Origin of the sequence: Bacillus sp. JJ1609 (genome assembly GCF_036967045.1) — a bacterium.
Classification (GTDB): domain Bacteria; phylum Bacillota; class Bacilli; order Bacillales; family Cytobacillaceae; genus Mesobacillus.
Genome location: NZ_JBALSS010000009.1, coordinates 1 through 21,851 on the forward strand (window position 1 = coordinate 1; position 21,851 = coordinate 21,851).

Annotated in this window: 24 protein-coding genes; 23 read left to right on the forward strand and 1 reads right to left on the reverse strand. The window is 41.3% G+C overall.

Features of this window, described 5'->3' with window-relative positions; translation table 11 throughout:
* The first annotated feature begins 218 nt into the window (after positions 1-218).
* From V7654_RS10205 to V7654_RS10250, 10 genes are all read left to right on the forward strand, one after another.
* Positions 219-1,127 carry a hypothetical protein gene (locus V7654_RS10205; protein ID WP_335430237.1) on the forward strand — a complete coding sequence of 303 codons (909 nt, stop codon included), beginning with the start codon at positions 219-221 and terminating at the stop codon, positions 1,125-1,127.
* Between the two features lie 184 nt (positions 1,128-1,311).
* A complete protein-coding gene (locus tag V7654_RS10210) occupies positions 1,312-2,574 on the forward strand; it encodes a tetratricopeptide repeat protein (protein ID WP_335430238.1) in 1,263 nt (420 codons plus the stop codon).
* A gap of 38 nt (positions 2,575-2,612) precedes the next feature.
* On the forward strand, positions 2,613-3,167 hold the full coding sequence (locus tag V7654_RS10215) for a ReoY family proteolytic degradation factor (RefSeq protein WP_335430239.1): 555 nt from the start codon (positions 2,613-2,615) through the stop codon (positions 3,165-3,167).
* 174 nt (positions 3,168-3,341) lie between these two features.
* Positions 3,342-3,800 carry a YpiF family protein gene (locus V7654_RS10220; protein WP_335430240.1) on the forward strand — a complete coding sequence of 153 codons (459 nt, stop codon included), beginning with the start codon at positions 3,342-3,344 and terminating at the stop codon, positions 3,798-3,800.
* A 153-nt stretch (positions 3,801-3,953) separates the two neighbouring features.
* On the forward strand, positions 3,954-4,460 hold the full coding sequence (locus V7654_RS10225; protein ID WP_335430241.1) for a ubiquinol-cytochrome c reductase iron-sulfur subunit: 507 nt from the start codon (positions 3,954-3,956) through the stop codon (positions 4,458-4,460).
* A gap of 3 nt (positions 4,461-4,463) precedes the next feature.
* Positions 4,464-5,138: a menaquinol-cytochrome c reductase cytochrome b subunit gene (gene qcrB, locus V7654_RS10230; RefSeq protein WP_335430242.1), complete on the forward strand. Its 675-nt coding sequence runs from the start codon at positions 4,464-4,466 to the stop codon at positions 5,136-5,138.
* 68 nt (positions 5,139-5,206) lie between these two features.
* Positions 5,207-5,965 carry a menaquinol-cytochrome c reductase cytochrome b/c subunit gene (locus V7654_RS10235; RefSeq protein ID WP_335375683.1) on the forward strand — a complete coding sequence of 253 codons (759 nt, stop codon included), beginning with the start codon at positions 5,207-5,209 and terminating at the stop codon, positions 5,963-5,965.
* Between the two features lie 371 nt (positions 5,966-6,336).
* Positions 6,337-6,942, forward strand: a complete 606-nt coding sequence (locus V7654_RS10240) for a DUF1405 domain-containing protein (RefSeq protein ID WP_335430243.1) — start codon at positions 6,337-6,339, stop codon at positions 6,940-6,942.
* A 69-nt stretch (positions 6,943-7,011) separates the two neighbouring features.
* A complete protein-coding gene (gene ypjB / locus V7654_RS10245; protein ID WP_335430244.1) occupies positions 7,012-7,806 on the forward strand; it encodes a sporulation protein YpjB in 795 nt (264 codons plus the stop codon).
* A gap of 60 nt (positions 7,807-7,866) precedes the next feature.
* Entirely contained in the window at positions 7,867-8,541 is a 675-nt protein-coding gene (locus V7654_RS10250; protein ID WP_335430245.1) for a zinc metallopeptidase, read from the forward strand.
* A 30-nt stretch (positions 8,542-8,571) separates the two neighbouring features.
* Here V7654_RS10250 and V7654_RS10255 read toward each other — a convergent pair whose 3' ends face one another.
* On the reverse strand, positions 8,572-9,444 hold the full coding sequence (locus V7654_RS10255; RefSeq protein WP_335430246.1) for a YitT family protein: 873 nt from the start codon (positions 9,442-9,444) through the stop codon (positions 8,572-8,574).
* Positions 9,445-9,763: 319 nt separating this feature from the next.
* Here V7654_RS10255 and V7654_RS10260 point away from each other — a divergent pair, with 319 nt between their 5' ends.
* From V7654_RS10260 to V7654_RS10320, 13 genes are all read left to right on the forward strand, one after another.
* On the forward strand, positions 9,764-10,096 hold the full coding sequence (locus tag V7654_RS10260; RefSeq protein WP_335430247.1) for a nucleotide pyrophosphohydrolase: 333 nt from the start codon (positions 9,764-9,766) through the stop codon (positions 10,094-10,096).
* Positions 10,097-10,114: 18 nt separating this feature from the next.
* On the forward strand, positions 10,115-10,915 hold the full coding sequence (gene dapB / locus V7654_RS10265) for a 4-hydroxy-tetrahydrodipicolinate reductase (RefSeq protein WP_335430248.1): 801 nt from the start codon (positions 10,115-10,117) through the stop codon (positions 10,913-10,915).
* 10 nt (positions 10,916-10,925) lie between these two features.
* Complete coding sequence (mgsA, locus tag V7654_RS10270) at positions 10,926-11,357, forward strand: methylglyoxal synthase (protein WP_335430249.1); 432 nt, start codon at positions 10,926-10,928, stop codon at positions 11,355-11,357.
* Positions 11,338-12,054, forward strand: coding sequence for a bacillithiol biosynthesis deacetylase BshB1 (gene bshB1, locus V7654_RS10275; RefSeq protein ID WP_335430250.1), 717 nt, complete (start codon positions 11,338-11,340; stop codon positions 12,052-12,054). The genes mgsA and bshB1 overlap by 20 nt, the downstream gene beginning before the upstream one ends.
* Positions 12,051-13,187, forward strand: coding sequence for an N-acetyl-alpha-D-glucosaminyl L-malate synthase BshA (bshA, locus tag V7654_RS10280; protein ID WP_335430251.1), 1,137 nt, complete (start codon positions 12,051-12,053; stop codon positions 13,185-13,187). Before bshB1 ends, bshA begins: the two co-directional genes overlap by 4 nt.
* Positions 13,184-14,392 (forward strand): CCA tRNA nucleotidyltransferase, encoded by a 1,209-nt coding sequence (locus V7654_RS10285; RefSeq protein ID WP_335430252.1) that lies wholly within the window; start codon positions 13,184-13,186, stop codon positions 14,390-14,392. The genes bshA and V7654_RS10285 overlap by 4 nt, the downstream gene beginning before the upstream one ends.
* Positions 14,359-15,348 (forward strand): biotin--[acetyl-CoA-carboxylase] ligase, encoded by a 990-nt coding sequence (locus tag V7654_RS10290; RefSeq protein WP_335430253.1) that lies wholly within the window; start codon positions 14,359-14,361, stop codon positions 15,346-15,348. The genes V7654_RS10285 and V7654_RS10290 overlap by 34 nt, the downstream gene beginning before the upstream one ends.
* 242 nt (positions 15,349-15,590) lie before the next feature.
* Entirely contained in the window at positions 15,591-16,427 is an 837-nt protein-coding gene (gene panB / locus V7654_RS10295; protein ID WP_335430254.1) for a 3-methyl-2-oxobutanoate hydroxymethyltransferase, read from the forward strand.
* Positions 16,424-17,272 carry a pantoate--beta-alanine ligase gene (panC, locus tag V7654_RS10300; protein WP_335430255.1) on the forward strand — a complete coding sequence of 283 codons (849 nt, stop codon included), beginning with the start codon at positions 16,424-16,426 and terminating at the stop codon, positions 17,270-17,272. Before panB ends, panC begins: the two co-directional genes overlap by 4 nt.
* A 27-nt stretch (positions 17,273-17,299) precedes the next feature.
* Positions 17,300-17,686 (forward strand): aspartate 1-decarboxylase, encoded by a 387-nt coding sequence (gene panD / locus V7654_RS10305; protein WP_335375669.1) that lies wholly within the window; start codon positions 17,300-17,302, stop codon positions 17,684-17,686.
* A gap of 228 nt (positions 17,687-17,914) precedes the next feature.
* Positions 17,915-20,713 carry an ATP-dependent DNA helicase DinG gene (gene dinG / locus V7654_RS10310; RefSeq protein WP_335430256.1) on the forward strand — a complete coding sequence of 933 codons (2,799 nt, stop codon included), beginning with the start codon at positions 17,915-17,917 and terminating at the stop codon, positions 20,711-20,713.
* A gap of 53 nt (positions 20,714-20,766) precedes the next feature.
* Positions 20,767-21,597, forward strand: a complete 831-nt coding sequence (locus V7654_RS10315) for an ATP-dependent DNA helicase (protein WP_335430257.1) — start codon at positions 20,767-20,769, stop codon at positions 21,595-21,597.
* A 70-nt stretch (positions 21,598-21,667) separates the two neighbouring features.
* Entirely contained in the window at positions 21,668-21,826 is a 159-nt protein-coding gene (locus V7654_RS10320) for a hypothetical protein (protein ID WP_335430258.1), read from the forward strand.
* The last annotated feature ends 25 nt before the right edge of the window (positions 21,827-21,851 follow it).

Sequence of the window (21,851 nt, forward strand, 5' to 3'; positions counted from 1 at the left end):
GGCTCAGCGCCAGCCCCTAGAAGAATTTGTTTATGAAAAAGCCGGCAGTTGGGCTTTTTCATAATTCTTCCGCGGAAAGCGAAGCGCCTGGAACGAAAATCAACAGCCTTGTTTAACAGAGCCTATAATTTAGGGTTATCAGAGCTTAAATTTAAAGAACCGTTATATTCCTAATTTTACTGCATAGCTTGTCATAAGACCGATTAAGGAGTGGTTTTATGACATATATTATTGAGAATGCCCATGTGCTAAAAGGACAAGCTATATCAAATACTAGTTTGCTGGTTGATGGTGAGCGGATTATTTCTGCAAGACCTTCTTTTAATCAGTATAACTATATGCGAATGGATGCTGATGCATATATAATGACCTCTACCCATGTCCTCTTTGACCCTAATCTCCCGTTAACCGGGCCTTTTAAAGAAAGAAAAGACTATTTTCTGAAAAACTTCCTCTTGCGCGGGAGTACTATTGTTTTAACAGCAGTAAAGGTGCAATATGAGCGGGAAATGGATCTGAGATTGAAGCAAGCTAAAAGTGATTTAATTGACAGTCCCATCGATTATGTACTAGGGATCAGCATTCCAACCCGTTTGCTAAATCCAGTTTTTGTCAGGAAATGCAAAAAAGCAAAAATTCCGGCGTTTTTTTTGGAAATAGGTGATATGAAAGAGCTCGACCGAATCCCGTGGGGGTGGGTCAAGGAAGCGATGTTTCCCTATAACAGCCCGATCATACCGGTTTTTCCGGACTGCAAAAATAAAAAGGAGAAACAAATGCAGTTATATGTGTGGGCGGAGCGGATGAAAAGAGAAGGAATTCCTGCTGTTTACGAAGAATTAGCAGAGTTAAGTCCTATACGGAGAACTATTTTGAAGAAGATTGGTATTATTCCAGCCAAATCAAATTTACACAGCGGAGGCGAGCTAAGTTATAATTTATACCAGAAAAATGATGAGACTGCCATGGTGGATGAAAATAGGCTTTTCTCATCCAATTCTCATCTGCTGGCTGTCACGGTAGACAAGGGAAAAGTCATTCGAGCCGGCTGCGAGGTTTATTATCGTCCTGGTAAGGGAGAGAATGTTATAATTAACACACCAGGGTTTTTTACAGATAATCACTGATTTATGCTCCTAGAAAGCGGATGTGTTAATACTTAATTTTCATTTTAAGTACTCTGTTGATTGGAGCTGAAAGCGAAGCGGCTCAAGCGGAAATCAGCAGACCACTTTAACACAACCTAGTAAAAAAAAGAGCGCTGGGTAAAAACTCGACAAATGATTGAAACTAAAAGATAGGATGATATAGATGGTTGGAGTACAAGAAATAACTGAGTTTATTGAAAATGGACAACTTGAAAAGGCGATGGCTGCTTACCAGGATATTTTGGCTAAAGGCAGTGATGAAGAAAAGTTCCTGCTTTCTGAAGAGCTTTTCCGGTTTGGATTCATGGAGGAAACGGGAGCATTGCTGGAAAGCCTTTTGAGAAGTTATCCAGATGAAGGCGAATTGCATGTTTTGCTTGCTGAAACATGGATTGAATTAGGTAAGGAAGAGGAAGCGATTCTTTCCCTTGAAAAAGTTAAAGCAAATGATCCATCATTTCCTCAGGCCTTGCTGCTGTTAGCCGATATTTATCAAATGGAAGGTCTATATGAAGTTAGCGAAAATAAGCTTCTGGAGGCTAAAAGGATGCTTCCAGCAGAGCCAGTGATTGACTTTGCTCTTGGTGAGCTTTATTCGCATCAAGGTAAACTCATGGAAGCAATACAGTATTATGAGACTGTGCTTAAATCCAGTGAAGAAATCGGCGGTGTGAACCTTAACCAGCGCATGGCAGAAACGTTGAGTGCAGGCGGGTCATTTGAAGAAGCACTACATTTTTATGAAAAGGCTATTGATCAAAAACTGGAAATAAATACTCTGTTTGGATTTGCCTTTACAGCTTTGCAGGCAGGCTATAATAAAACTGCAATCGAAAAATTTGAAGAGCTAAAGGCTTTGGATCCAGAATACCATTCCTTATATTTATATCTGGCAAAATCATATGAACGGGAAGAAATGATCGAAGAAGCCTTTGAAACTGTCAAACTCGGCATTGAGCAGGATGACTTCAACAAGGATCTATATTTCTATGGCGGAAAACTGGCACTTAAGCTACCTGATGAAGAAACAGCAGAAAAAATGCTGCGTGAAGCAATTGCACTTGATCCTGGATTTACAGAAGGTGTACTTGTCCTGAATAAGCTATTGTTGATGCAGGATCGGCACAAAGACGTATTGGACCTGCTCCGTGAAGCAGACCTGAACGAAGAAGAAGAACCTCAGCTGCTTTGGGATGAGGCTGTTGCTTATCAGCACATTGAAGATTTTTCACAGGCATTAAACAAATACCATCTAGCATATACTTTCTTTAAAGACAACAAAGAATTTTTAACGGATTACGGATATTTTTTAATTGAAGAAGGAAAAATGGCCGAGGCTGCCGAAATTTTTAGTAAGTTAGTTGAAAAAGAACCTGGCAATGAAGAATTCCGGGAACTGTTGGATCGGTTAACGGAAAATCAGTAATCAAAAATATTTGAGTTATGCAGAGGAGGGATTCAAAAATGACAACCCCTGTATCTGTCAACGAGAAGAAGGATTTTATCCGCTGGTTTTTGAACCATTATCAGCTGAAAAGGCGGGAATGTGTTTGGATCCTTAACTACTTGATGAGCCATGACCAGCTGATGGAGAAAGTCCATTTTGTGGAAAATGCGCAGTACTGCCCTAGGGGATTAGTTATGTCGACCCATTGCGTAGATGAAGTTCCATTCCGGTTCTTTAAAGAAAATGTAATGACGACAGACGCAGAAAAGTCTTTCCATGATATTCGTTTGAACAGGGAAGAAGAGATTTATATCCAGTTAAATTTCCATGCTTCAAACAAAGCCCACCAGTTTGCGGCGGTATTGGAAGAAAACCCTTATATGCCAGGGCAGCTTCAAATCAGTGAAAGTGACAAAATGGTTGCCGAACGGTTCCTTGAGGACAGCATCCAGAAGTTCCAGAAAGACAAACTGCTGCACTTGATTGATGAAGCATTGGACAGCCAGGACCAGGAAGCCTTTGCACACCTGACCGAACAATTAAAAAGATTAGGCGCAGTGAATTTATCATAGTCTGCTTTGATAGCAGGCTTTTTATTTTGCCTGAAAAATGTTCAATAAAATACCCTTAGAATTTTTCACTGCAATATTTTTTACTTTTTTGCCTTCAATTTCAAAACCATTCGAAAACTAAATTTAGTAATGATATTATAGATAGTGGATTATTTAATAGATGGAGTTGGTTATATGAAATGGGTTGCTGCAGACATTGAAATGTACCAGAAGGCGGCAGAATATGTGGATACGGCTATCATACCGCTATTACCAGTTTCTTTTGATAGTGACATGAAACAAAGTGCATCTATGGCTGAATTTGTTGGAATTCTTACTGGACAGCTTGAAAAACAGTTTAAGGGCCGTATTTTCCTTTTGCCAGCCTTTGTGTATATAAAAGGCCATTCTGGAAACCTTAAAACATTGCAGGAATGGGAAAAAACTGTATTGGACAAGCAGTTCAAGCATCTGTTTTTTGTGACTTCCGATAGCAGCTGGAGACAGCATGAGAATGAAATGTCAGGAACGCTCTTATGGCTGCCATCATTGCCACTAGAGCATATACAGGACCAGCAGAAAGTTTCGATTGTCGAGGACCAGGTTAAGCAGCTTTTAACGCTTTTCACCGAAAAATGGGAGCAGGAGGAATAAGCCTGTATGGTTTATCTCTGTGAAAAATGTTTTCAACATAGTATTATATTGATTTTGTAATGAGATTGATATATCATGGTTATGTCCTAGTTTTAAAATGTGTTTAAACTATGTCCGTTGGGGACTTAACTTGGGAATAGAGGGGGGAATAGCGTGAGTAAGCATCGTGTTTCAAGACGTCAATTCTTAAACTATACTCTTACAGGTGTAGGCGGTTTCATGGCTGCAGGGATGCTGATGCCAATGGTCCGATTTGCCGTAGATCCTGTGCTTAAGGGAGAAGAAGCGGGAGATTTCATCGCGACTCCATTGAAAGTCGCAGAAATTACGAATGAACCGCAAAAAGTTAATTTTACATTTACACAAAAAGATGCATGGTATGAATCTGAAGAAACAGGAACTGCATGGGTTTTCAAGGATGAAGAAGGGAAAATTGTTGCCCTTTCACCAGTTTGTAAACACTTAGGCTGTGTTGTAGCATGGAATACGGATAAGCAGAATCCTAACCAGTTCTTCTGTCCTTGCCACTATGGCCGTTACGAAAAGGATGGAACAAACGTGCCTGGTACACCGCCATTGGCACCTTTGGATGTATATCCAACAAAAGAAAAAGACGGACTGCTTTATGTAGGAAAAGCCAAACCACGGAAGGGGGCGTAATCATTGTTAAACAAAATTTACGATTGGGTAGATGAGCGTTTAGATATTACGCCTATGTGGCGCGATATTGCAGACCATGAAGTACCTGAGCACGTTAACCCGGCGCATCATTTTTCCGCGTTCGTTTATTGCTTTGGAGGTCTGACGTTTTTCATTACTGTAATACAGATCCTGTCTGGTATGTTCCTGACAATGTATTATGTTCCGGACATCAAGAATGCATGGGAATCTGTATATTATCTTCAAAATCAAGTAGCATTTGGACAAATTGTCCGCGGTATGCATCACTGGGGTGCGAGCCTTGTCATTGTAATGATGTTCTTACATACGCTTCGCGTGTTTTTCCAGGGAGCTTATAAAAAACCTCGTGAATTGAACTGGGTAGTCGGAGTTTTAATTTTCTTCATTATGCTTGCCTTAGGTTTAACTGGATACTTGCTTCCATGGGATATGAAAGCATTATTCGCAACGAAGGTTACTTTGCAGATTGCTGACGCGGTTCCATTAATTGGGCCATATATTAAGATTCTGCTTTCTGGGCATTCAACAATTGTTGGTGCACAAACCTTGACTCGTTTCTTTGCGATCCACGTATTCTTCTTGCCTGGAGCACTTTTGGGCTTAATGGGAGCGCACTTCCTAATGATTCGTAAGCAAGGTATTTCTGGTCCATTGTAATAATCGAATGAAAGTGTTGTGCGGATGGAAATTCGCCCAACGATTTGGAAAAAGGAGGGGATTGCTCGATGCATCGTGGTAAAGGTATGAAGTTCGTAGGAGACTCTCGTGTTCCTGCAGAACGCAAGCCTAATATTCCGAAAGACTACTCGGAATACCCTGGCAAAACGGAAGCGTTTTGGCCTAACTTCCTGTTGAAAGAATGGATGGTTGGAGCTGTTTTCCTGATTGGATTCTTGTGCTTAACTATTGCACACCCGTCTCCGCTTGAGAGGATTGCTGACCCTACAGACACAGGATATATTCCGCTGCCAGACTGGTATTTCTTATTCTTATATCAATTGCTAAAATATTCATATGCATCTGGTCCTTATACAGTTATCGGGGCTATGGTAATACCTGGTCTCGCTTTTGGTGCACTATTGCTAGCTCCGTTTATTGATCGCGGCCCTGAACGCCGTCCATCAAAACGTCCGCTTGCAACTGGTTTTATGCTTTTGGCAATTGCTTCAATTTTCTATCTTACTTGGGAATCCGTTGCAACCCATGACTGGGAAGCTGCGAAGAAACAGGGTGAGATATCTGATGTAAAAATCGATAAGAACTCTGATGGTTATAAGATTGCCCAAGCTCAAACATGTACTTCATGTCATGGTGGAGAACTTGGCGGAGGTGCTACAGCTCCGAGCCTTGCTGCTACCAAACTGAATGCAGAAGAGATTGCTAAAGTTGCGAAAGAAGGTAGAGGTAATATGCCTGCTGTCTTCAAAGGAACTGATGAGGAACTTAAGACACTTTCTGAATTCATTGACGGTCTAAGTAAATAAGAACAAAAAGCCTGCAAGGATAACTTGCAGGCTTTTTTACGGGAATTATAGGCTCTGTTTGGAATGGGGAAGATTTTTTCGAATGATGGTAATCAACTTATAAAAAGCAACAAAGTATACACAAAAAACTTTTACATTAGAGAGAAGATTTCAGACCTTCAATAACTTTGACTGGAATTATCGATTATTTGGATTAGACGATTTAGTTTCTTCGGATATACCCATTTATATAACTTCCTATGTTAAATACTCAACCACACAATAAATTTTATAATATAGCCTTTTAATATCATATTTACAGAATGCATGCTTGGTTTCTGATCCTTAAACTGTAATAATAGAATTAGAAAACTTTGGAATGGAGAGACAAAATGTTTAAGAGATTATATCCTTTGTTGGGCAATAAATCTGTACTTTGGTTATTATTTTGGGTCAATGTACTAGGGACTGCTTATGGGTACTACTGGTATAAATGGCAGCTTGTAGATACCCCGCCTGAATTCTTGCTTTTTGTACCGGACAGCCCGACAGCCAGTTTATTTTTTGTATTCGTTTTGGCAGCTTTCTTAATGGGAAAGAATTGGCCGCTAATGGAAGCCCTTGCCATTGTCAGCCTTTTTAAATATGGAATATGGGCTGTTGTGATGAATATGCTTGTTTTTTTTGTATCCGGACATCTCGACTGGATTGGATTAATGCTAATGGGTTCGCACTTTGCAATGGCAGTGGAGGGTGTGCTTTATGCTCCTTTTTACCGAATGAAGGCGTGGCACCTGATTGTGGCAGCTATTGTTGTCCTGCATAACGAAATTATCGACTATGTGTTCATGATGATGCCAAGGTACCATTCGCTAGATTTATACATGGACCAAATCGGCTACTTTACATTCTGGCTCAGTATTCTGTCAGTTGGCGTCGGATATTATTTTGGCCTTCGTCCAGGCAGATTTTCCATGTCTATAAAAACATTCCGATAAGACTCAAATTCTGGTCTAACCTTGTCCACCCTATCATACATTTTAATAGTATTTAGAGGGGGGACAGGAATGAAAGCAAAATTTTTCTTATTATTTTCGGTGCTGCTTATGCTTGCGCCGTTAGCAGCATATGCCGAAACAACGTCGCCTGTTGAACAGCTTGATGAGATTTCTGATGAAGCGCTGCAAATGGCCAAGCTTCATCGCTATGATGATGCAAACAGGATTCTGAAGCATTTTTCAGAAGAGTTTCTTACGGTTACAGGGAATGGCAGGCCGTTTTCAATGGATGAGCTTAGAATTATAACCGTTGCCCATGAAGAAGCAGTTGAAGCAATGGCAAATGCTGAAATGGGGCATAATGAAAGAATGAACAAGGTCACCAAGTTCAGACTTGCCATCGATGCCATAGCTTCTACACACCAGCCGTTATGGACAGAGATGGAAGGACCAATCATGACGGTGTTCAACAACGTAAAAACCGCGGCAAATGAAGGGAATAATGACCAATTTCATACAAACCTTAACTCATTTCTGTCTTTATATAATGTGATTTATCCGAGCATGAAAATCGACATAAATCCTGAGACAATCCAAAAAATTGACGCTAAGGTAAGTTTCATAGATCAGTACCGTCCGCAAGTTTTATCTGAAGCTTCAAGCCAGGAAGAGCTTGAAGCACTGGAATCTGATCTGCAGACCATTTTTGATGAAATGACCGAGGACGAAGCTGATCCATCACTCTGGTGGGTGATGATTTCTACTGGAAGCATCATTATTCTTACATTGTCTTATGTAGGATGGAGAAAATACAAAGGTGACAGTAAAAAGTCGAAGAAGGTTCAAAAAGAGCGGAAAAATTGACACCGAATATCAGCATTTATAAAATAGTAATTACAACTAGAGCTGTTAGGAGGTTCTCGGATGTATTTAATTTACTTTGCGATCATTATTTTGATACCGCTTTGGGCTCAATTCAGAGTTAAAGGAACTTATAACAAATATTCAAAAGTAGCTTCGTCTTCACATATGACCGGTGCTGAAGTAGCGCGTAAAATTTTGGATGACAACGGTTTATATAATGTTGGAGTAGAAGAAACGAGAGGATTCTTAAGTGACCATTACGATCCGCGCTCCAAGGTGGTCCGCCTTTCATCACAAAACTTTTTTGGTCATTCTGTTGCCGCCGCTGCCATTGCGGCACATGAAGTGGGCCATGCAATCCAGGATGCCCAGGATTATGCATTCCTTCGTTTTCGGCATGCACTTGTACCTGTGGCTAACATTGGCTCCAATTTTTCATGGATCCTGATTATGATCGGTATTTTTGCAAAACTAAGCGGAATGCTCTTGCTGGGGATTCTCTTCATGGCGGCTGCGGTTGTGTTCCAGGTAATTACATTGCCGGTTGAATTCAATGCGTCAAACCGTGCAATGGACCAGGTTGTTTCCGCGGGAATCATCCGGAATGATGAAGAAAGAGAAACAAAGAAGGTGCTCAATGCAGCAGCATTGACTTATGTAGCTGCCGCCGCTGTTGCTGTACTGGAGCTTGTCCGCCTTGTTTTGATTTATACAGGTATGACAAGAGACGAATAAAAAATCCGGACAGATTTGTCCGGATTTTTTTTATCTTTCTAAAGGAAGTTTATTTTCATCCAGTGTGAAGCCTTCTCCAAGGACATCGTGGACAACTGTGACCGAAACAAAGGCATGTGGGTCCACAGAGTTAATAACATTCTTCAGCCGTACGATTTCGTTTTTCGCCACGACACAGTATAATACGTTTCTTTCAGTTTTAGTATATGAACCCACAGCTTTTAGGCTTGTGACCCCTCTGTCCATATCCTTCATGATCTTTGCGGCGATCTCATCATTTTTATCAGAGATGATCATTGCCCCCCTGGCTGCATAAGAACCTTCTTGCATGAAGTCAATTACTCTCGCTCCGACAAAGACAACTACAAGAGTGTACATTGCTTCACGGTAATTCAGATATGTAATAAGTGAAAGAGTTATTACGCCGAAATCAAACATGAACATTGTTCGGCCCATCGTCCAGCCAAAGTATTTTTGAGCAAGCCTGGCGATAATATCGACTCCGCCAGTCGTGCCTCCGTAACGAAAGATAATTCCTAGTCCGATTCCGATAAAAACACCTGCAAACAGGGCTGCCAAAAATAAATCTTCGTATAATGGCATCTCAATTTGATACTTTTGAAAAATTCCCAGGAATATGGATACACCCACAGTACCGATGATCGTGTAAATAAAGACACTTCGTCCGAGCAGCTTCCAGCCAAGGAAAAAAAGCGGCAGGTTCAGCAATAAATTCGTTATGGAAGGAGACCATCCAAATACAAAATAAAGCAGAAGGGTAATCCCTGTAAAACCGCCTTCTGCAAGGTTGTTCTGCATATTGAAATGGACAAGCCCAAAAGAAAATATGGCTGCACCAAGCAGAATAAAAAATATATTTTTAAATTTCACACCATAGAGCAAAATGATACCTCCCAAAAGTACGCATATTTCTAGCAGTCAAAGCGTTTTTATTATATAAAATATAAGACACAAGGGCAATCTTTTACAGGGAGCTGTTCGATCTTCCCTAAAAGTGAATGTCTGTACAAAAGGAATGAAGACCAAATAGTAAGAGCGGAAGGAAAAGTCATTCATACGGTCCATGGCTGCACAAACAGCAGAAGATCTGGAAGAAAAGTCCTTATTAAGGGATATTGCAAATCAAAAATATTTGTCAAAGCCTCTCCATTGAGCTAACATCGATATAGAAAAGCATACATATGAAGGTTGGGTGAATTGCTTGGGTGAGAATAAAACTGTTAAAGACCTCCAGCAGGAAGTGGACCAGTATATTAGCCAGTTTAAGGAGGGCTATTTCAGCCCACTGGCTCTGCTTGCAAGAATGACCGAGGAACTTGGGGAATTGGCACGAGAAGTTAACCATTTTTATGGGGAGAAACCCAAGAAACACGATGAAGAAGAAAAAACAGTAGAAGAAGAGCTGGGAGATATGTTGTTTGTGATGATTTGTTTTGCCAACTCATTAAATATTGATCTTGAAACAGCGCATGACAGAGTCATGGCTAAATTCAACACAAGGGATAAAGATCGCTGGACTCGTAAAGACAGCTAAATTAAAGGAGATACATAAATGAAAAACGTTAAAATAGTTATAGCGGGGCCCCGTGGAAGAATGGGAAGAGAAGCAGTACAGCTTGTGCTGGACACTGAGAATTATGAACTGGCTGCTGTAGTTGACCGAAAGCATGAAGGAATGAAGTTAGGAGAAATCGATGGCTTCCCTCAGAGTGATGCCCTGGTATATACAGATTTCGAGAAATGCCTACAGGAAATCGAGCCTGATGTTCTGATCGATTTAACGACTCCTGAGGTAGGTATGTTCCACACAAGGACCGCATTGAAATATAAGGTTAGACCTGTAGTGGGAACAACTGGCTTCTCTAAAGATGATCTAAGTGAACTGGAGCGGATGTGTACAGAACAGGAAACGGGATGCATTATTGCTCCTAACTTTGCAGTTGGGGCAGTTTTAATGATGAAGTTTTCACAAATGGCAGCCAGGTATTTCAGTGATGTAGAGATTATTGAGCTGCACCACGGCCAAAAACTGGACGCCCCATCGGGTACTGCTGTTAAGACTGCACAAATGATTTCCGAAGTAAGGGAAACGAAAATTCAGGGCCATAAAGACGAAAAGGAAACCATTAAAGGAGCAAGGGGTGCTGACTTTGATGGCATGCATATCCATTCAGTGAGACTGCCAGGTCTGATTGCTCACCAGCAGGTAATGTTCGGGGCAGATGGACAAACTCTTACAATTCGCCATGATTCCTATAACCGGAGCTCCTTTATGTCAGGTGTAAAACTTGCAGTGGATACAGTGATGAAAATGGATTCTTTTGTTTACGGCTTAGAGAATATTATTGAATAGGGGAGAGACAATGAATATTGCCTTAATCGCCCATGATCGAAAGAAAGATGATTTAGTGGGGTTCACGGTTGCATATAAAGAAATTTTTGAAAATCATAAACTCTATGCGACTGGGACGACAGGATTACGGATAATTGAAGCAACTGGTCTTATAGTCGAGCGCTTCCAATCGGGTCCTCTTGGAGGAGACCAGGAAATTGGTGCCCGAATCGCCAATAACCAGATGGATGCGATTTTCTTTTTCAGGGACCCGCTTACCGCTCAGCCTCATGAACCTGATGTTACTGCATTGTTAAGGCTGTGCGATGTATATTCTGTACCGCTCGCGACCAATATGGGAACAGCGGAAATTTTAATAAAAGGAATAGAACGGGGCGACCTCGACTGGCGGAATATAGTCGAAAAGAAACAAGGTGATAATGATGGAAAATCTAAAGCTTGATATATTGGCATTTGGAGCCCATGCTGATGATGTAGAAATCGGCATGGGTGGAACAATTGCCAAATATGCTAGTGAAGGTAAACGAATTGGAATTTGTGATTTAACAAAAGCTGAAATGTCTTCGAACGGTACAGTTGAAACTAGGATGCAGGAAGCAGATAAGGCTGCAGGAATTCTCGGGGTAAAGGTGAGAAAAGCGCTTGATTTGCCTGATAGGGGACTGTTTTTAAAGGATGAATACATAAAAAAAATCGTGGGAGTAATCAGGTTTTACCGTCCGGCGATCGTGTTTGCACCTTATTTTGATGACCGTCATCCTGATCATGGCAGCTGCGCTCGCCTTGTTGAGGAGGCGGTCTTTTCGGCGGCTGTAAGAAAATATGGCGAGAATGACAGCTTAATGCCTCACAGGCCTGATGCATTATTTTTTTATATGATCAATGGATTCCATAAGCCTGATTTTGTTGTAGACATCTCGAAGGAAATGCCAAAAAAGGTAGAGGCATTGAATGCCTATGAAAGTCAGTTCATGAAGGGATCATCAACCTTTTATACCCCTCTAGTTAACGGATACATTGAGAGTGTAGAGGCACGGGAAAAATTATTCGGCAAGGAAGTCGGTGTGGACTTTGCCGAGGGCTTTATGTCCAAGAAACCATTGTTAATCCACAAGGATTTGTTAGGGGAAAAAAAATGAAAAAACTCAAGATCGGAATTACCTGTTACCCGACAGTCGGCGGATCAGGTGTTGTTGCAACAGAACTTGGCAAACTTCTTGCAGAAAAAGGACATGAAATCCACTTCATTTCTTCAAGCCTGCCATTCAGGCTGAAGAAAATGTATCATAATATTTTTTCACATGAAGTGGAGGTAAACCAATACTCTGTCTTCCAATATCCGCCTTATGATATTGCTCTGGCAAGCAAAATTGCCGAGGTGGCTGTCATGGAAAATCTGGATGTTCTGCATGTGCATTATGCAATTCCGCATGCAGTCTGTGCCATTTTAGCCAGGCAAATGAGCGGGCGCGATTTGAAAATCGTGACAACCCTTCATGGAACAGATATTACAGTGCTGGGATATGATCCATCACTTACAGATGCAATACGATTTGGTATCGAGAAATCAGATTACGTTACTGCAGTGTCCAATTCATTGATTTCACAGACTCATGAGCTGATCAAGCCAAAGAAAAACATTGAGTGTGTATATAATTTCATTGATACGAGAGTTAATAAACGCACTGATTCCAGCGAACTAAGAAAGGAATATGGAATTCTTCCGCACGAAAAAGTCGTCATACACGTGTCCAACTTCAGGCCTGTAAAACGAGTTCCAGACGTGATCGAGGCATTTGCTGGAATTGCAGAGCGGTTACCGGCAAAGCTCTTGCTTGTTGGAGATGGCCCGGAAATGAAGAACGTATGCAATCTTGCAGGTGAACTGGGAATTCGTGATAAGGTCTTACTGCTTGGAAAACAGGAACGTGTAGAGGAGCTTTATTCATTAAGCGATCTGATGCTCCTGCTTTCTGAGAAAGAAAGTTTTGGTCTCGTGGCTCTCGAAGCAATGGCTTGCGGGGTTCCTTGCATTGGAACCAATGTAGGAGGGATTCCTGAGGTCATTGTCAATGGCGAAACAGGATATATTTGCGAGCTAGGGGATATTAGGACCATTACCGAAAAGGCTGTTGAAATTTTAACGAATGAAGAAATTCACCGGAGATATTCAGCTAATTCTATGGAACGTGCTGAAAAAAGGTTTAGTGCCGAACAAATCGTTACTGAATATGAAAACATTTATTATCAATTAGTAGGACAGGATGAATGATGATTGGCAATCCTTTTTTACAAGCTGTCCCTGTCCTAAATTTGATTGAGAATGCTGGTTTTGAAGCCTATTTTGTTGGCGGTTCTGTCAGAGACCATATTCTTGGCCGCGAAATTGCTGATGTAGATATCGCCACTTCCGCATTGCCAGATGAAATGAAAAAGATTTTTCCTAAAACGACCGATGTAGGGATTGAGCATGGAACAATTCTAGTCCACTACAAAGGCACCCCATATGAAATTACAACTTTTCGATCGGAAGCAGGATACACAGATTTCAGGCGGCCTGATAAAGTGTTGTTTATCCGATCGCTGACCGAAGATCTGCAGCGCCGGGATTTTACGATGAATGCGATTGCCATGGATAAGAACGGGAAAATCATCGACCCCTTTGGAGGCAAGCAATCTATAAATAAGAAGCTGATCGAGACAGTAGGCAATCCAGATGAACGGTTTGGGGAAGATGCATTAAGAATACTAAGGGCTGTAAGGTTTCTATCACAATTGTCCTTTTCGATAGAAGACAATACTCTTAAGTCTTTGCAGAAGCATTGTAATCTGCTTGAAAATATCGCAGTAGAACGAAAAACAGTCGAATTTGAAAAGATGCTTCAAGGCCGGGACTGTGCGAAAGCTGCAGAGCTAATGGTGACAAGTGGAATGTATCAATACTTGCCTGGCTTGGTTCATCAGGAAAAATCCTTAACCCAATTTTCAGCGAGGCTCTCATTAGAACTTGGTTTAAATGAATCATGGGTATTGTTACTATATGAATTGCGATTGAATGGCAAAGAAATAGATGCTTTCTTAAGAGGATGGAAGCTTCCGGTACAGAAGATTAAGTTAATAAAACAAATCCATTCCCTGTTAGTATATCGCATGGGCGAAAAATGGAATGAGGAATCAGTATACAAGGCAGGCTTAGACAATGCTTTAAGCTGTGAAAGGGTTTACCAGACCTTGTTTCCAGAAAAATTCTATAGCACAGACCGAATTAAGCAGATCTTTAACCGTCTTCCTATAAAGGAAAGGCATGAACTGAATGTAACAGGAAATGACTTGATGGCTTGGCATGGTAAAAATCCTGGCCCATGGCTAAAAGAGCTGTTAGAGGAAATCGAAAAGGCTGTAGTTTATGGGGATGTTCCAAATGAGAAGGAGAAAATAAGGGTATGGCTGAGCAATCTGAAATCAGAAAAAAATTGATTGAAGCTTTTACGAATTCCGAATCTGAGTTTTTGTCTGGCCAGCACTTGGCGGATATTGCTGGCTGCTCGAGGACTGCAGTTTGGAAACATATCGAAGAACTCCGCAAGGAAGGATTCGAGTTCGAAGCAGTGAGAAGAAAAGGATATAAAATTGTCTCCATCCCCGATGAAATGAGTGCTGATAAAATCAACCTGGGCTTAAAAACAACTTTTTTAGGCAGGCATCTTCATTATCATGACAGTGTCGATTCAACCCAGAAAATTGCCTACAAACTTGCGTATGAAAATGCGGCAGAAGGAACAGTCGTGATTGCGGAGGAACAGACAGCAGGCAGAGGCAGGATGGACAGGAAATGGCATTCTCCAAAGTATACAGGCATATGGATGAGCATCATTCTCCGGCCCAATTTGCCTATCCCAAAAGCTCCCCAGCTAACACTGATCACTGCTGTAGGAGTTGTCCAGGCAATCGAGGAAGTCACAGGTTTACTTCCGGAGATCAAGTGGCCGAATGATATTTTGATCAATGGAAAAAAAGTAACTGGTATTCTGACGGAAATGCAGGCAGAAGCAGACCGAATTAATTCAATCATTATCGGAATTGGAATCAATGTGAATACAAAGAAAGAGGACTTCCCTGCAGAACTTGAAAATATAGCGTCCTCTCTTTCGATTGAAAGCCAAAGCATCGTCGACAGGGAAAGGCTGATCCGAGCAATTTTGGAAAAGCTGGAAAAGCTTTATGTACTATATCTGGAGAAAGGATTTTTCCCGATTAAATTGATGTGGGAAAGCTATGCTGTCAGTATCGGCAAGGCAATTACCGCACGTACTTTAACTGGGGAAATCAAGGGTAAGGTCATTGGCATTACGGAGGATGGTGTACTGTTAATAGAAGATACGAGCGGGAAAGTCCATCATATCTATTCAGCTGATATCCAAATAAATGAATAATTTTGTTAAGTAGCCAAAATTATAACCATTTGCTATAATCATTCTGGGCGGTATCGTAAGAACTGCACCTAACTTTCTTTCAAAATAATAAAATAGTTCTGCCTGGATCCGATTTCGGACTGGGACAGAGGGATGAAACAAGTACATGGCTTCAAAGGGTCCTTCTGGCATAGATGGGTCCTTTTTTGTGTCTAGCAATGATGGATTGTTTTATCGCCTCTTATCAAAAAGGAGGAACGAGTATGAAACAAACAACCGATTTCTTGAAAATGAAGGAAACTGGAAGCAAGATTGTCATGGTGACTGCCTACGATTATCCTTCTGCGAAACATGCAGAGCAGGCAGAGGCAGACATGATTCTGGTTGGGGACTCCCTAGGCATGGTCGTGCTTGGTTATGATTCGACCATTCCGGTCACGATGGAAGATATGCTTCACCACTCCAAAGCCGTCAGGCGCGGGGCTGGCAATACATTTATTGTTGTCGATATGCCTTTCATGAGTTACCATCTGTCAATCAGAGACACGCTTGTAAACGGGGCTAGAATCATGCAGGAAACAGGGGCTAATGCCGTGAAGGTCGAGGGCGGCGATGAAGTCATTGATCATATTAAGGCATTAACGAGAGCGGGAGTGCCTGTCATGGCACACCTAGGTTTGACTCCTCAATCTGTCGGCGTCCTTGGTGGATATAAAGTGCAAGGCAAGAGTGCTGACGCTGCAATGAAACTGATAGAGGACGCGAAAAAATGTGAAGAGGCAGGAGCTTTTGCTGTTGTGCTCGAATGTGTCCCTAAACAGCTTGCAAAACAAGTATCTGAAAGCTTGGCGATTCCGACGATTGGCATCGGAGCTGGGTTGGATGTAGACGGCCAAGTGCTTGTCTACCATGATATCATCACTTATGGAGTGGAGCGTGTCCCTAAATTCGTAAAGCAATATACAAATGTAAATGAAATAATCGCTTCAGGGTTGAACTCGTATGTAGCTGAAGTCAGGCTTCGTGCTTTCCCCGAAGATAAACATAGTTTTACAATGAAGGAAGAAGAATTGCAGGCATTGTACGGAGGAAGAGAATGAAAATCATTACTACAATCGCCGAAATGCAAAAGGAAATGTCAGCCCTGAAAGCACAGGGTCGTTCAGTCGGATATGTTCCGACAATGGGATTTCTGCATGAAGGCCATATGGCACTTATGAAAACAGCGAGACCTCAAAATGATATTGTAGTGCTGAGTATTTTTGTGAACCCGCTTCAGTTTGGCCCAACAGAGGATTTGGATGCTTATCCTCGGGATTTTGACAGGGATCACAAAACAGCTGAGGCAGAAGGTGTCGATTATATTTTCTATCCATCTGCAGAGGAAATGTATCCCGAAGAAGCTTCAAATAAGATTACCGTTGAGCAGCGGACAAATGTTCTTTGCGGCAAGTCAAGACCAGGACATTTTGATGGTGTTGCGACAGTGTTAGTGAAATTATTTAATATTATCCAGCCTGATCGTGCTTATTTCGGGTTGAAGGATGCACAGCAGGTTGCGGTAGTAGAAGGCATGATCAAAGATTTTAACTTTCCAATTGAATTAGTTCCTGTGAATACGATCAGGGAAGATGATGGCCTGGCCAAAAGTTCACGTAATGTTTATCTGTCAAAAGAAGAACGGACACAGGCTCCTGAACTTAATAAAGGTCTTCAATTGGCAAAGGCATCTATTGAGAGCGGAGACCGTAATCCTCAAAACATCGTGAGGCTGATTAACAAACATATAACTGATCATTGCGATGCAGAAGTTGATTATATAGAAATCTATTCTTATCCTGAGTTGAAACAGCTGGAAACACTGAGTGGGAAAATCATTATCGCTCTTGCAGTGAGATTTTCTAAAGCCAGGCTGATTGACAATATCATATTAGAAATAGAATAACTTAACTTATTAGGGGGAATTCATTCCATGTTTCGCACCATGATGAATGCTAAAATACATCGAGCAAGAGTTACTGAAGCTAATTTGAACTATGTAGGCAGCATCACGATTGACAGTGATATTTTGGATGCTGTCGGTATGGTTGCTAATGAAAAAGTACAAATCGTAAATAATAATAACGGTGCACGCTTTGAAACTTACATCATTCCTGGCGAAAGAGGCAGTGGTGTAGTCTGTCTTAATGGTGCTGCGGCACGTTTGGTCCATGAGGGTGATGTAGTTATTATTATCTCTTACGCTTTGGTGGCAGAAGAAAAAGTAGCGACTCACCAGCCAAAAGTCGCCTTGATGAATGAAAATAACCAGATTGTTGAAATGCTTCACGCTGAACCTGAAAGAACGATTTTTCAATAATTCCAATCGATAGGCAACAATTTTCACTTGTTATTTTCCGTTCATATGAACGATATAAAAAAACTCCCGCGTCGTCGGGAGTTTTTTCATACATATCCTTGCAGGAAACTTTGAAAAATAATGAACAAGAGCTTTACTTCCAAGCCATATCTGATGCAGTATTCTGCTTTCGCTTTTTTTCTTTTTATGTTAAGTTTTTGTTTGACTGAATGTTAGAGGTGTAAATGAATGAGCCAAAAATATGTTGTAATAGATTTAGAAACGACGGGCAATTCCCCTAAAAAAGGGGATCGCATCATACAAATTGGGGCGGTTGTGATCGAAGACGGTAAGATTACTGGCCAATTTGCTTCTTTGGTTAATCCATTGCAGGATATCCCTGTATTCATTGAAGAACTTACAGGTATTTCAGATTCAATGGTAAAGGATGCGCCTTTATTTTCAGAAATTGCCCCCGAAATTACAGAAATGCTTAAAGACGCTTATTTTGTGGCTCATAATGTATTATTTGACCTTTCTTTTTTACAGGACGAGTTAATAAATGCCGGCTGTGAAGGATTTTATGGTCCAGTTCTTGATACGGTAGAAATGGCAAGGATCCTGTATCCTACAGCTGACAGCTTTAAATTGACTGATCTGGCTGCAAAGGAGAACCTTAGACATGATCGGCCACATCAAGCAGACAGTGACGCATATGTCACTGCAGAACTTCTTTTAATCATGCTAGAGGCTCTGAATACTCTGCCCCATGTTACATTAAAAGAGCTGGCAAAACTGTCCGAGGGATTGAAAAGCGATCTCCATTTGCTATTTGATGATGCCCTGAATCATAAAGAGAGCACAATTGAAATATTGCCCGGAGATATCGAAGTCTTTCGCGGAATTGCATTAAAAAAGAAAATCTCCACAGTGGAAACTGTTCAAGCTAAAGTAGACTATCCGCACACAAATGCAGAAAAACAGCATCTGCTGCACAAAGCATTTACACAGTTTGAGTCACGCCAAGGCCAATATGAAATGATGGACATAGTATATGAGGCTTTTTCCAGGGATGGGCATGCCCTGATCGAGGCGGGTACCGGTGTAGGTAAGTCGCTGGGATATTTGCTGCCAGCCGCTATTTATTCTCTGAAAAACAATAAACCGGTCATTATCAGCACTTATACTACTCAGCTGCAGGAGCAGCTTTTATCCAATGACGTTCCTAAGCTTGAAGCTATGTTCGACTGCCAGTTAAACACAGCACTTATTAAAGGACGCAGCCATTACATCAGCATGGCAAGGTTTGAGCAGTCACTTAAGGAAGTTGAGGAAAATTACGATACTGCATTGACGAAAATGCAAATTCTTGTCTGGCTGACTCAAACTGAAACAGGCGATTTCGATGAACTTAACCTGTCCAGCGGAGGCATGCTTTTTTGGAATAAGATTAAATATGACCGAACAATGTTCCTGCAAACGAAGCAGTGGGACGAGCATGATTTTTACAAGAGTGCCCTCGAAAAAGCAAAGGGTGCCAACATTTTAATTACAAACCATTCCATGCTATTGGCTGACATTGTCTCGGGCAGCGGGTCATTACCTGAATACGAATATGCTGTGCTTGATGAAGGCCACCAATTCGAAAAAGCAGCGGGAAAATATTTTGGGAAATCGCTTGATTATATGGCTGTAAGACTTCTGCTGAACCAGCTTGGACATTATGAGCAGACACAGCTTTTTTACAAGTTAGAGTCGATCATGAGTTCAAAAAGCGTCGATAATTCAGAAAGCCGTATGCATACGTTTGAAATAAATCAGCTTATTGCAGACCTGGTTTATGAAACGGATGAATTATTTAAGCTTGCTGGAATGTATGCACGAAAAACAAGCAAGTCTAAGTCAAGTGGAAGCAAGATTCATTCAAGTCTTGCTCCGGATCATAACAATCGTATTTGGGCAGCATTGAAAACCACAGCCGAGAGGTTCTATTTCTTAATAAAGGATCTGGAAAAAGCCCTCGGACAACGCCTGAGAGAAGCAATGATAATATCACAGGAGCTCACTCGGGATCATCAAGCTTTATTAGAGGAAGTAGCTCAGTTGAAGTCTGATTTAGAAGGTATTCGAAAGACAGCCAAGGATGTTTTCATCGATACGAGCAGTAAATATGTAAGATGGATTGAAGCTGACTTGAGAGCATTGCAGAATTCCACTACTATATTCGCCCGTCCTGTTTATGTGGCGGATGATATTGCAGACATTTTTTTTAACAAAAAAAGAAGTGTCATTGTTACTTCAGCGACTCTGTCAGTAAATCAATCATTTGAATTTATAAAAAAGGAATTGGGTATCAAAACACCGCTTCTTGAAAAACAAATCCCATCACCCTTTTCATATGAAACCCAGGTGAAACTTGTAGTTCCAGATGATTTGCCTGAGATTAAATCAGTGTCAAATGATGAATATGTAGCCGCAATTACAGAGCATATCATCTCCATTGCGGAGGCGACGAGAGGGCGTATGCTAATATTATTTACTTCCCATGAAATGCTGAAAAAGACTTATGATTTGATTAAGGAGAGCGGGCTGCTCGAGGAGTTCGTGCTCATTGCCCAGGGGATTACCGCGGGAAGCCGGACGAGGCTGACAAGGAACTTCAAGAGATTCGACAAAGCTATTTTATTTGGAACCAGCAGCTTCTGGGAGGGAGTTGACATCCCGGGTGAGGATCTTTCTTGCCTCATTATCGTCAGGCTGCCATTTTCGCCTCCAGATGAACCACTGACAGCAGCAAAGTGTGCTTTAATAAAAGAAAACGGAGGCAATCCATTCTCAGAATTATCCTTGCCTGAAGCAATCCTGAGATTTAAACAGGGATTTGGAAGGCTGATCCGGACATCCTCTGACAGAGGAATGATTTTTATCTTTGACCGAAGGCTGCTAACGACGTCATATGGAAAAGCATTTTTAGGGTCGATTCCGGAAGTGAAAGTGAAAGAGGGGTCAATATCAGAAATCGTTGAATTTATTTACGATTGGCTATGATATTTTTAGGTAAATGACACACTCTATAGCTAGAAGTAATTGGAGGAGTGTGTATGAAGCTGATATTTGCGTTTTTGGCATTTATGAATTGGTATTATATACCTTTTGAATCTCCTTCTGCTCCTGTTGAAGTAGAGGGTGTGGACGTCCACCTGAAAAGAAATGAATCGGCTTTCACCTTTTTTTCACTAAGTGATGGTGAAGCTGCCCTGATTCAGCATGCCAATGGTGAAAATATGCTTTTAAACACAGGTGGCAAGGGAACAGTTAAAGAGCTTGAACGACTGCTAAGCCTATTTAAAGTTAAAAACATATCAACAGTGTTCCTGACATCTAGTGAAGGGCAGGAAAATCTCGAGCATTACATTCAGAAGTATAACGTTCAGCAGATTGTCACAGGAGCCTCAGCGAATCAGTCACTGTCAAAAAGTGTCATTCCAGTTGAGGTTAAAATAATTCGCTGGGTGCAGGGTGATTTTCATAAACTGATGCCTGGCTTGACAGCTGAAGTAATCTACGATGGTAGCGATGAAAATGAAGGTATGGATATTTCGTTTGAATTTTTCCATCATCAAATTTTTTATGTTCGTTCAGCCAGCCAAAAAGCAGAGCAGGTATTCCTGGAGAAGCCGCTGAAAAATGTCAATATCGTCAAGCTCCCACAATATGCTGAAAAGGGGTCTTTTTCCGACCTTTTAATAGAACATCTTGATCCCCAGCTTGCCATAATATTCAAATCAAGTACAAAAAAACCTGATCCTACACTTTTAGAAATGCTGCATGAGGCATGGATTGACGTATATTTCACCAAGCAGCACGGTACTGTTACTATTAAGCTTACTGATTCGAATTATGATGTCATTACTATTTTGAGTAAAGAATAAAGAATTCTTCTGGAAATATTATGGTAAAGATTCTTTGGAATCAAGCAGGAAGCTTAATTAATGCAATTGAATGAAACGAATAAAAAACTGCGCAGTTTATGCGCAGCCAGTTATTGAAATTGGAGTGGAAGGCGCGAAGACGTCTCCGAAAATGCTGACGCATTTCCATCGTGCGTGGGCAAATTCGATGAAGCAATTCAGTGTCCTGCGGGAGCAGCGGGACAGGTAAGACCCGGCAGGAGCGATAGCGACGA

Bases quoted from the DNA above. Each gene is read 5' to 3' on its own strand.
- V7654_RS10205 (WP_335430237.1), top strand. From the start codon at position 219: ATGACATATATTATTGAGAATGCCCATGTGCTAAAAGGACAAGCTATA.
- V7654_RS10210 (WP_335430238.1), top strand. From the start codon at position 1,312: ATGGTTGGAGTACAAGAAATAACTGAGTTTATTGAAAATGGACAACTT.
- V7654_RS10215 (WP_335430239.1), top strand. From the start codon at position 2,613: ATGACAACCCCTGTATCTGTCAACGAGAAGAAGGATTTTATCCGCTGG.
- V7654_RS10220 (WP_335430240.1), top strand. From the start codon at position 3,342: ATGAAATGGGTTGCTGCAGACATTGAAATGTACCAGAAGGCGGCAGAA.
- V7654_RS10235 (WP_335375683.1), top strand. From the start codon at position 5,207: ATGCATCGTGGTAAAGGTATGAAGTTCGTAGGAGACTCTCGTGTTCCT.
- V7654_RS10240 (WP_335430243.1), top strand. From the start codon at position 6,337: ATGTTTAAGAGATTATATCCTTTGTTGGGCAATAAATCTGTACTTTGG.
- ypjB (WP_335430244.1), top strand. From the start codon at position 7,012: ATGAAAGCAAAATTTTTCTTATTATTTTCGGTGCTGCTTATGCTTGCG.
- V7654_RS10250 (WP_335430245.1), top strand. From the start codon at position 7,867: ATGTATTTAATTTACTTTGCGATCATTATTTTGATACCGCTTTGGGCT.
- dapB (WP_335430248.1), top strand. From the start codon at position 10,115: ATGAAAAACGTTAAAATAGTTATAGCGGGGCCCCGTGGAAGAATGGGA.
- mgsA (WP_335430249.1), top strand. From the start codon at position 10,926: ATGAATATTGCCTTAATCGCCCATGATCGAAAGAAAGATGATTTAGTG.
- bshB1 (WP_335430250.1), top strand. From the start codon at position 11,338: ATGGAAAATCTAAAGCTTGATATATTGGCATTTGGAGCCCATGCTGAT.
- bshA (WP_335430251.1), top strand. From the start codon at position 12,051: ATGAAAAAACTCAAGATCGGAATTACCTGTTACCCGACAGTCGGCGGA.
- V7654_RS10285 (WP_335430252.1), top strand. From the start codon at position 13,184: ATGATGATTGGCAATCCTTTTTTACAAGCTGTCCCTGTCCTAAATTTG.
- V7654_RS10290 (WP_335430253.1), top strand. From the start codon at position 14,359: ATGGCTGAGCAATCTGAAATCAGAAAAAAATTGATTGAAGCTTTTACG.
- panB (WP_335430254.1), top strand. From the start codon at position 15,591: ATGAAACAAACAACCGATTTCTTGAAAATGAAGGAAACTGGAAGCAAG.
- panC (WP_335430255.1), top strand. From the start codon at position 16,424: ATGAAAATCATTACTACAATCGCCGAAATGCAAAAGGAAATGTCAGCC.
- panD (WP_335375669.1), top strand. From the start codon at position 17,300: ATGTTTCGCACCATGATGAATGCTAAAATACATCGAGCAAGAGTTACT.
- dinG (WP_335430256.1), top strand. From the start codon at position 17,915: ATGAGCCAAAAATATGTTGTAATAGATTTAGAAACGACGGGCAATTCC.
- V7654_RS10315 (WP_335430257.1), top strand. From the start codon at position 20,767: ATGAAGCTGATATTTGCGTTTTTGGCATTTATGAATTGGTATTATATA.
- V7654_RS10320 (WP_335430258.1), top strand. From the start codon at position 21,668: ATGAAACGAATAAAAAACTGCGCAGTTTATGCGCAGCCAGTTATTGAA.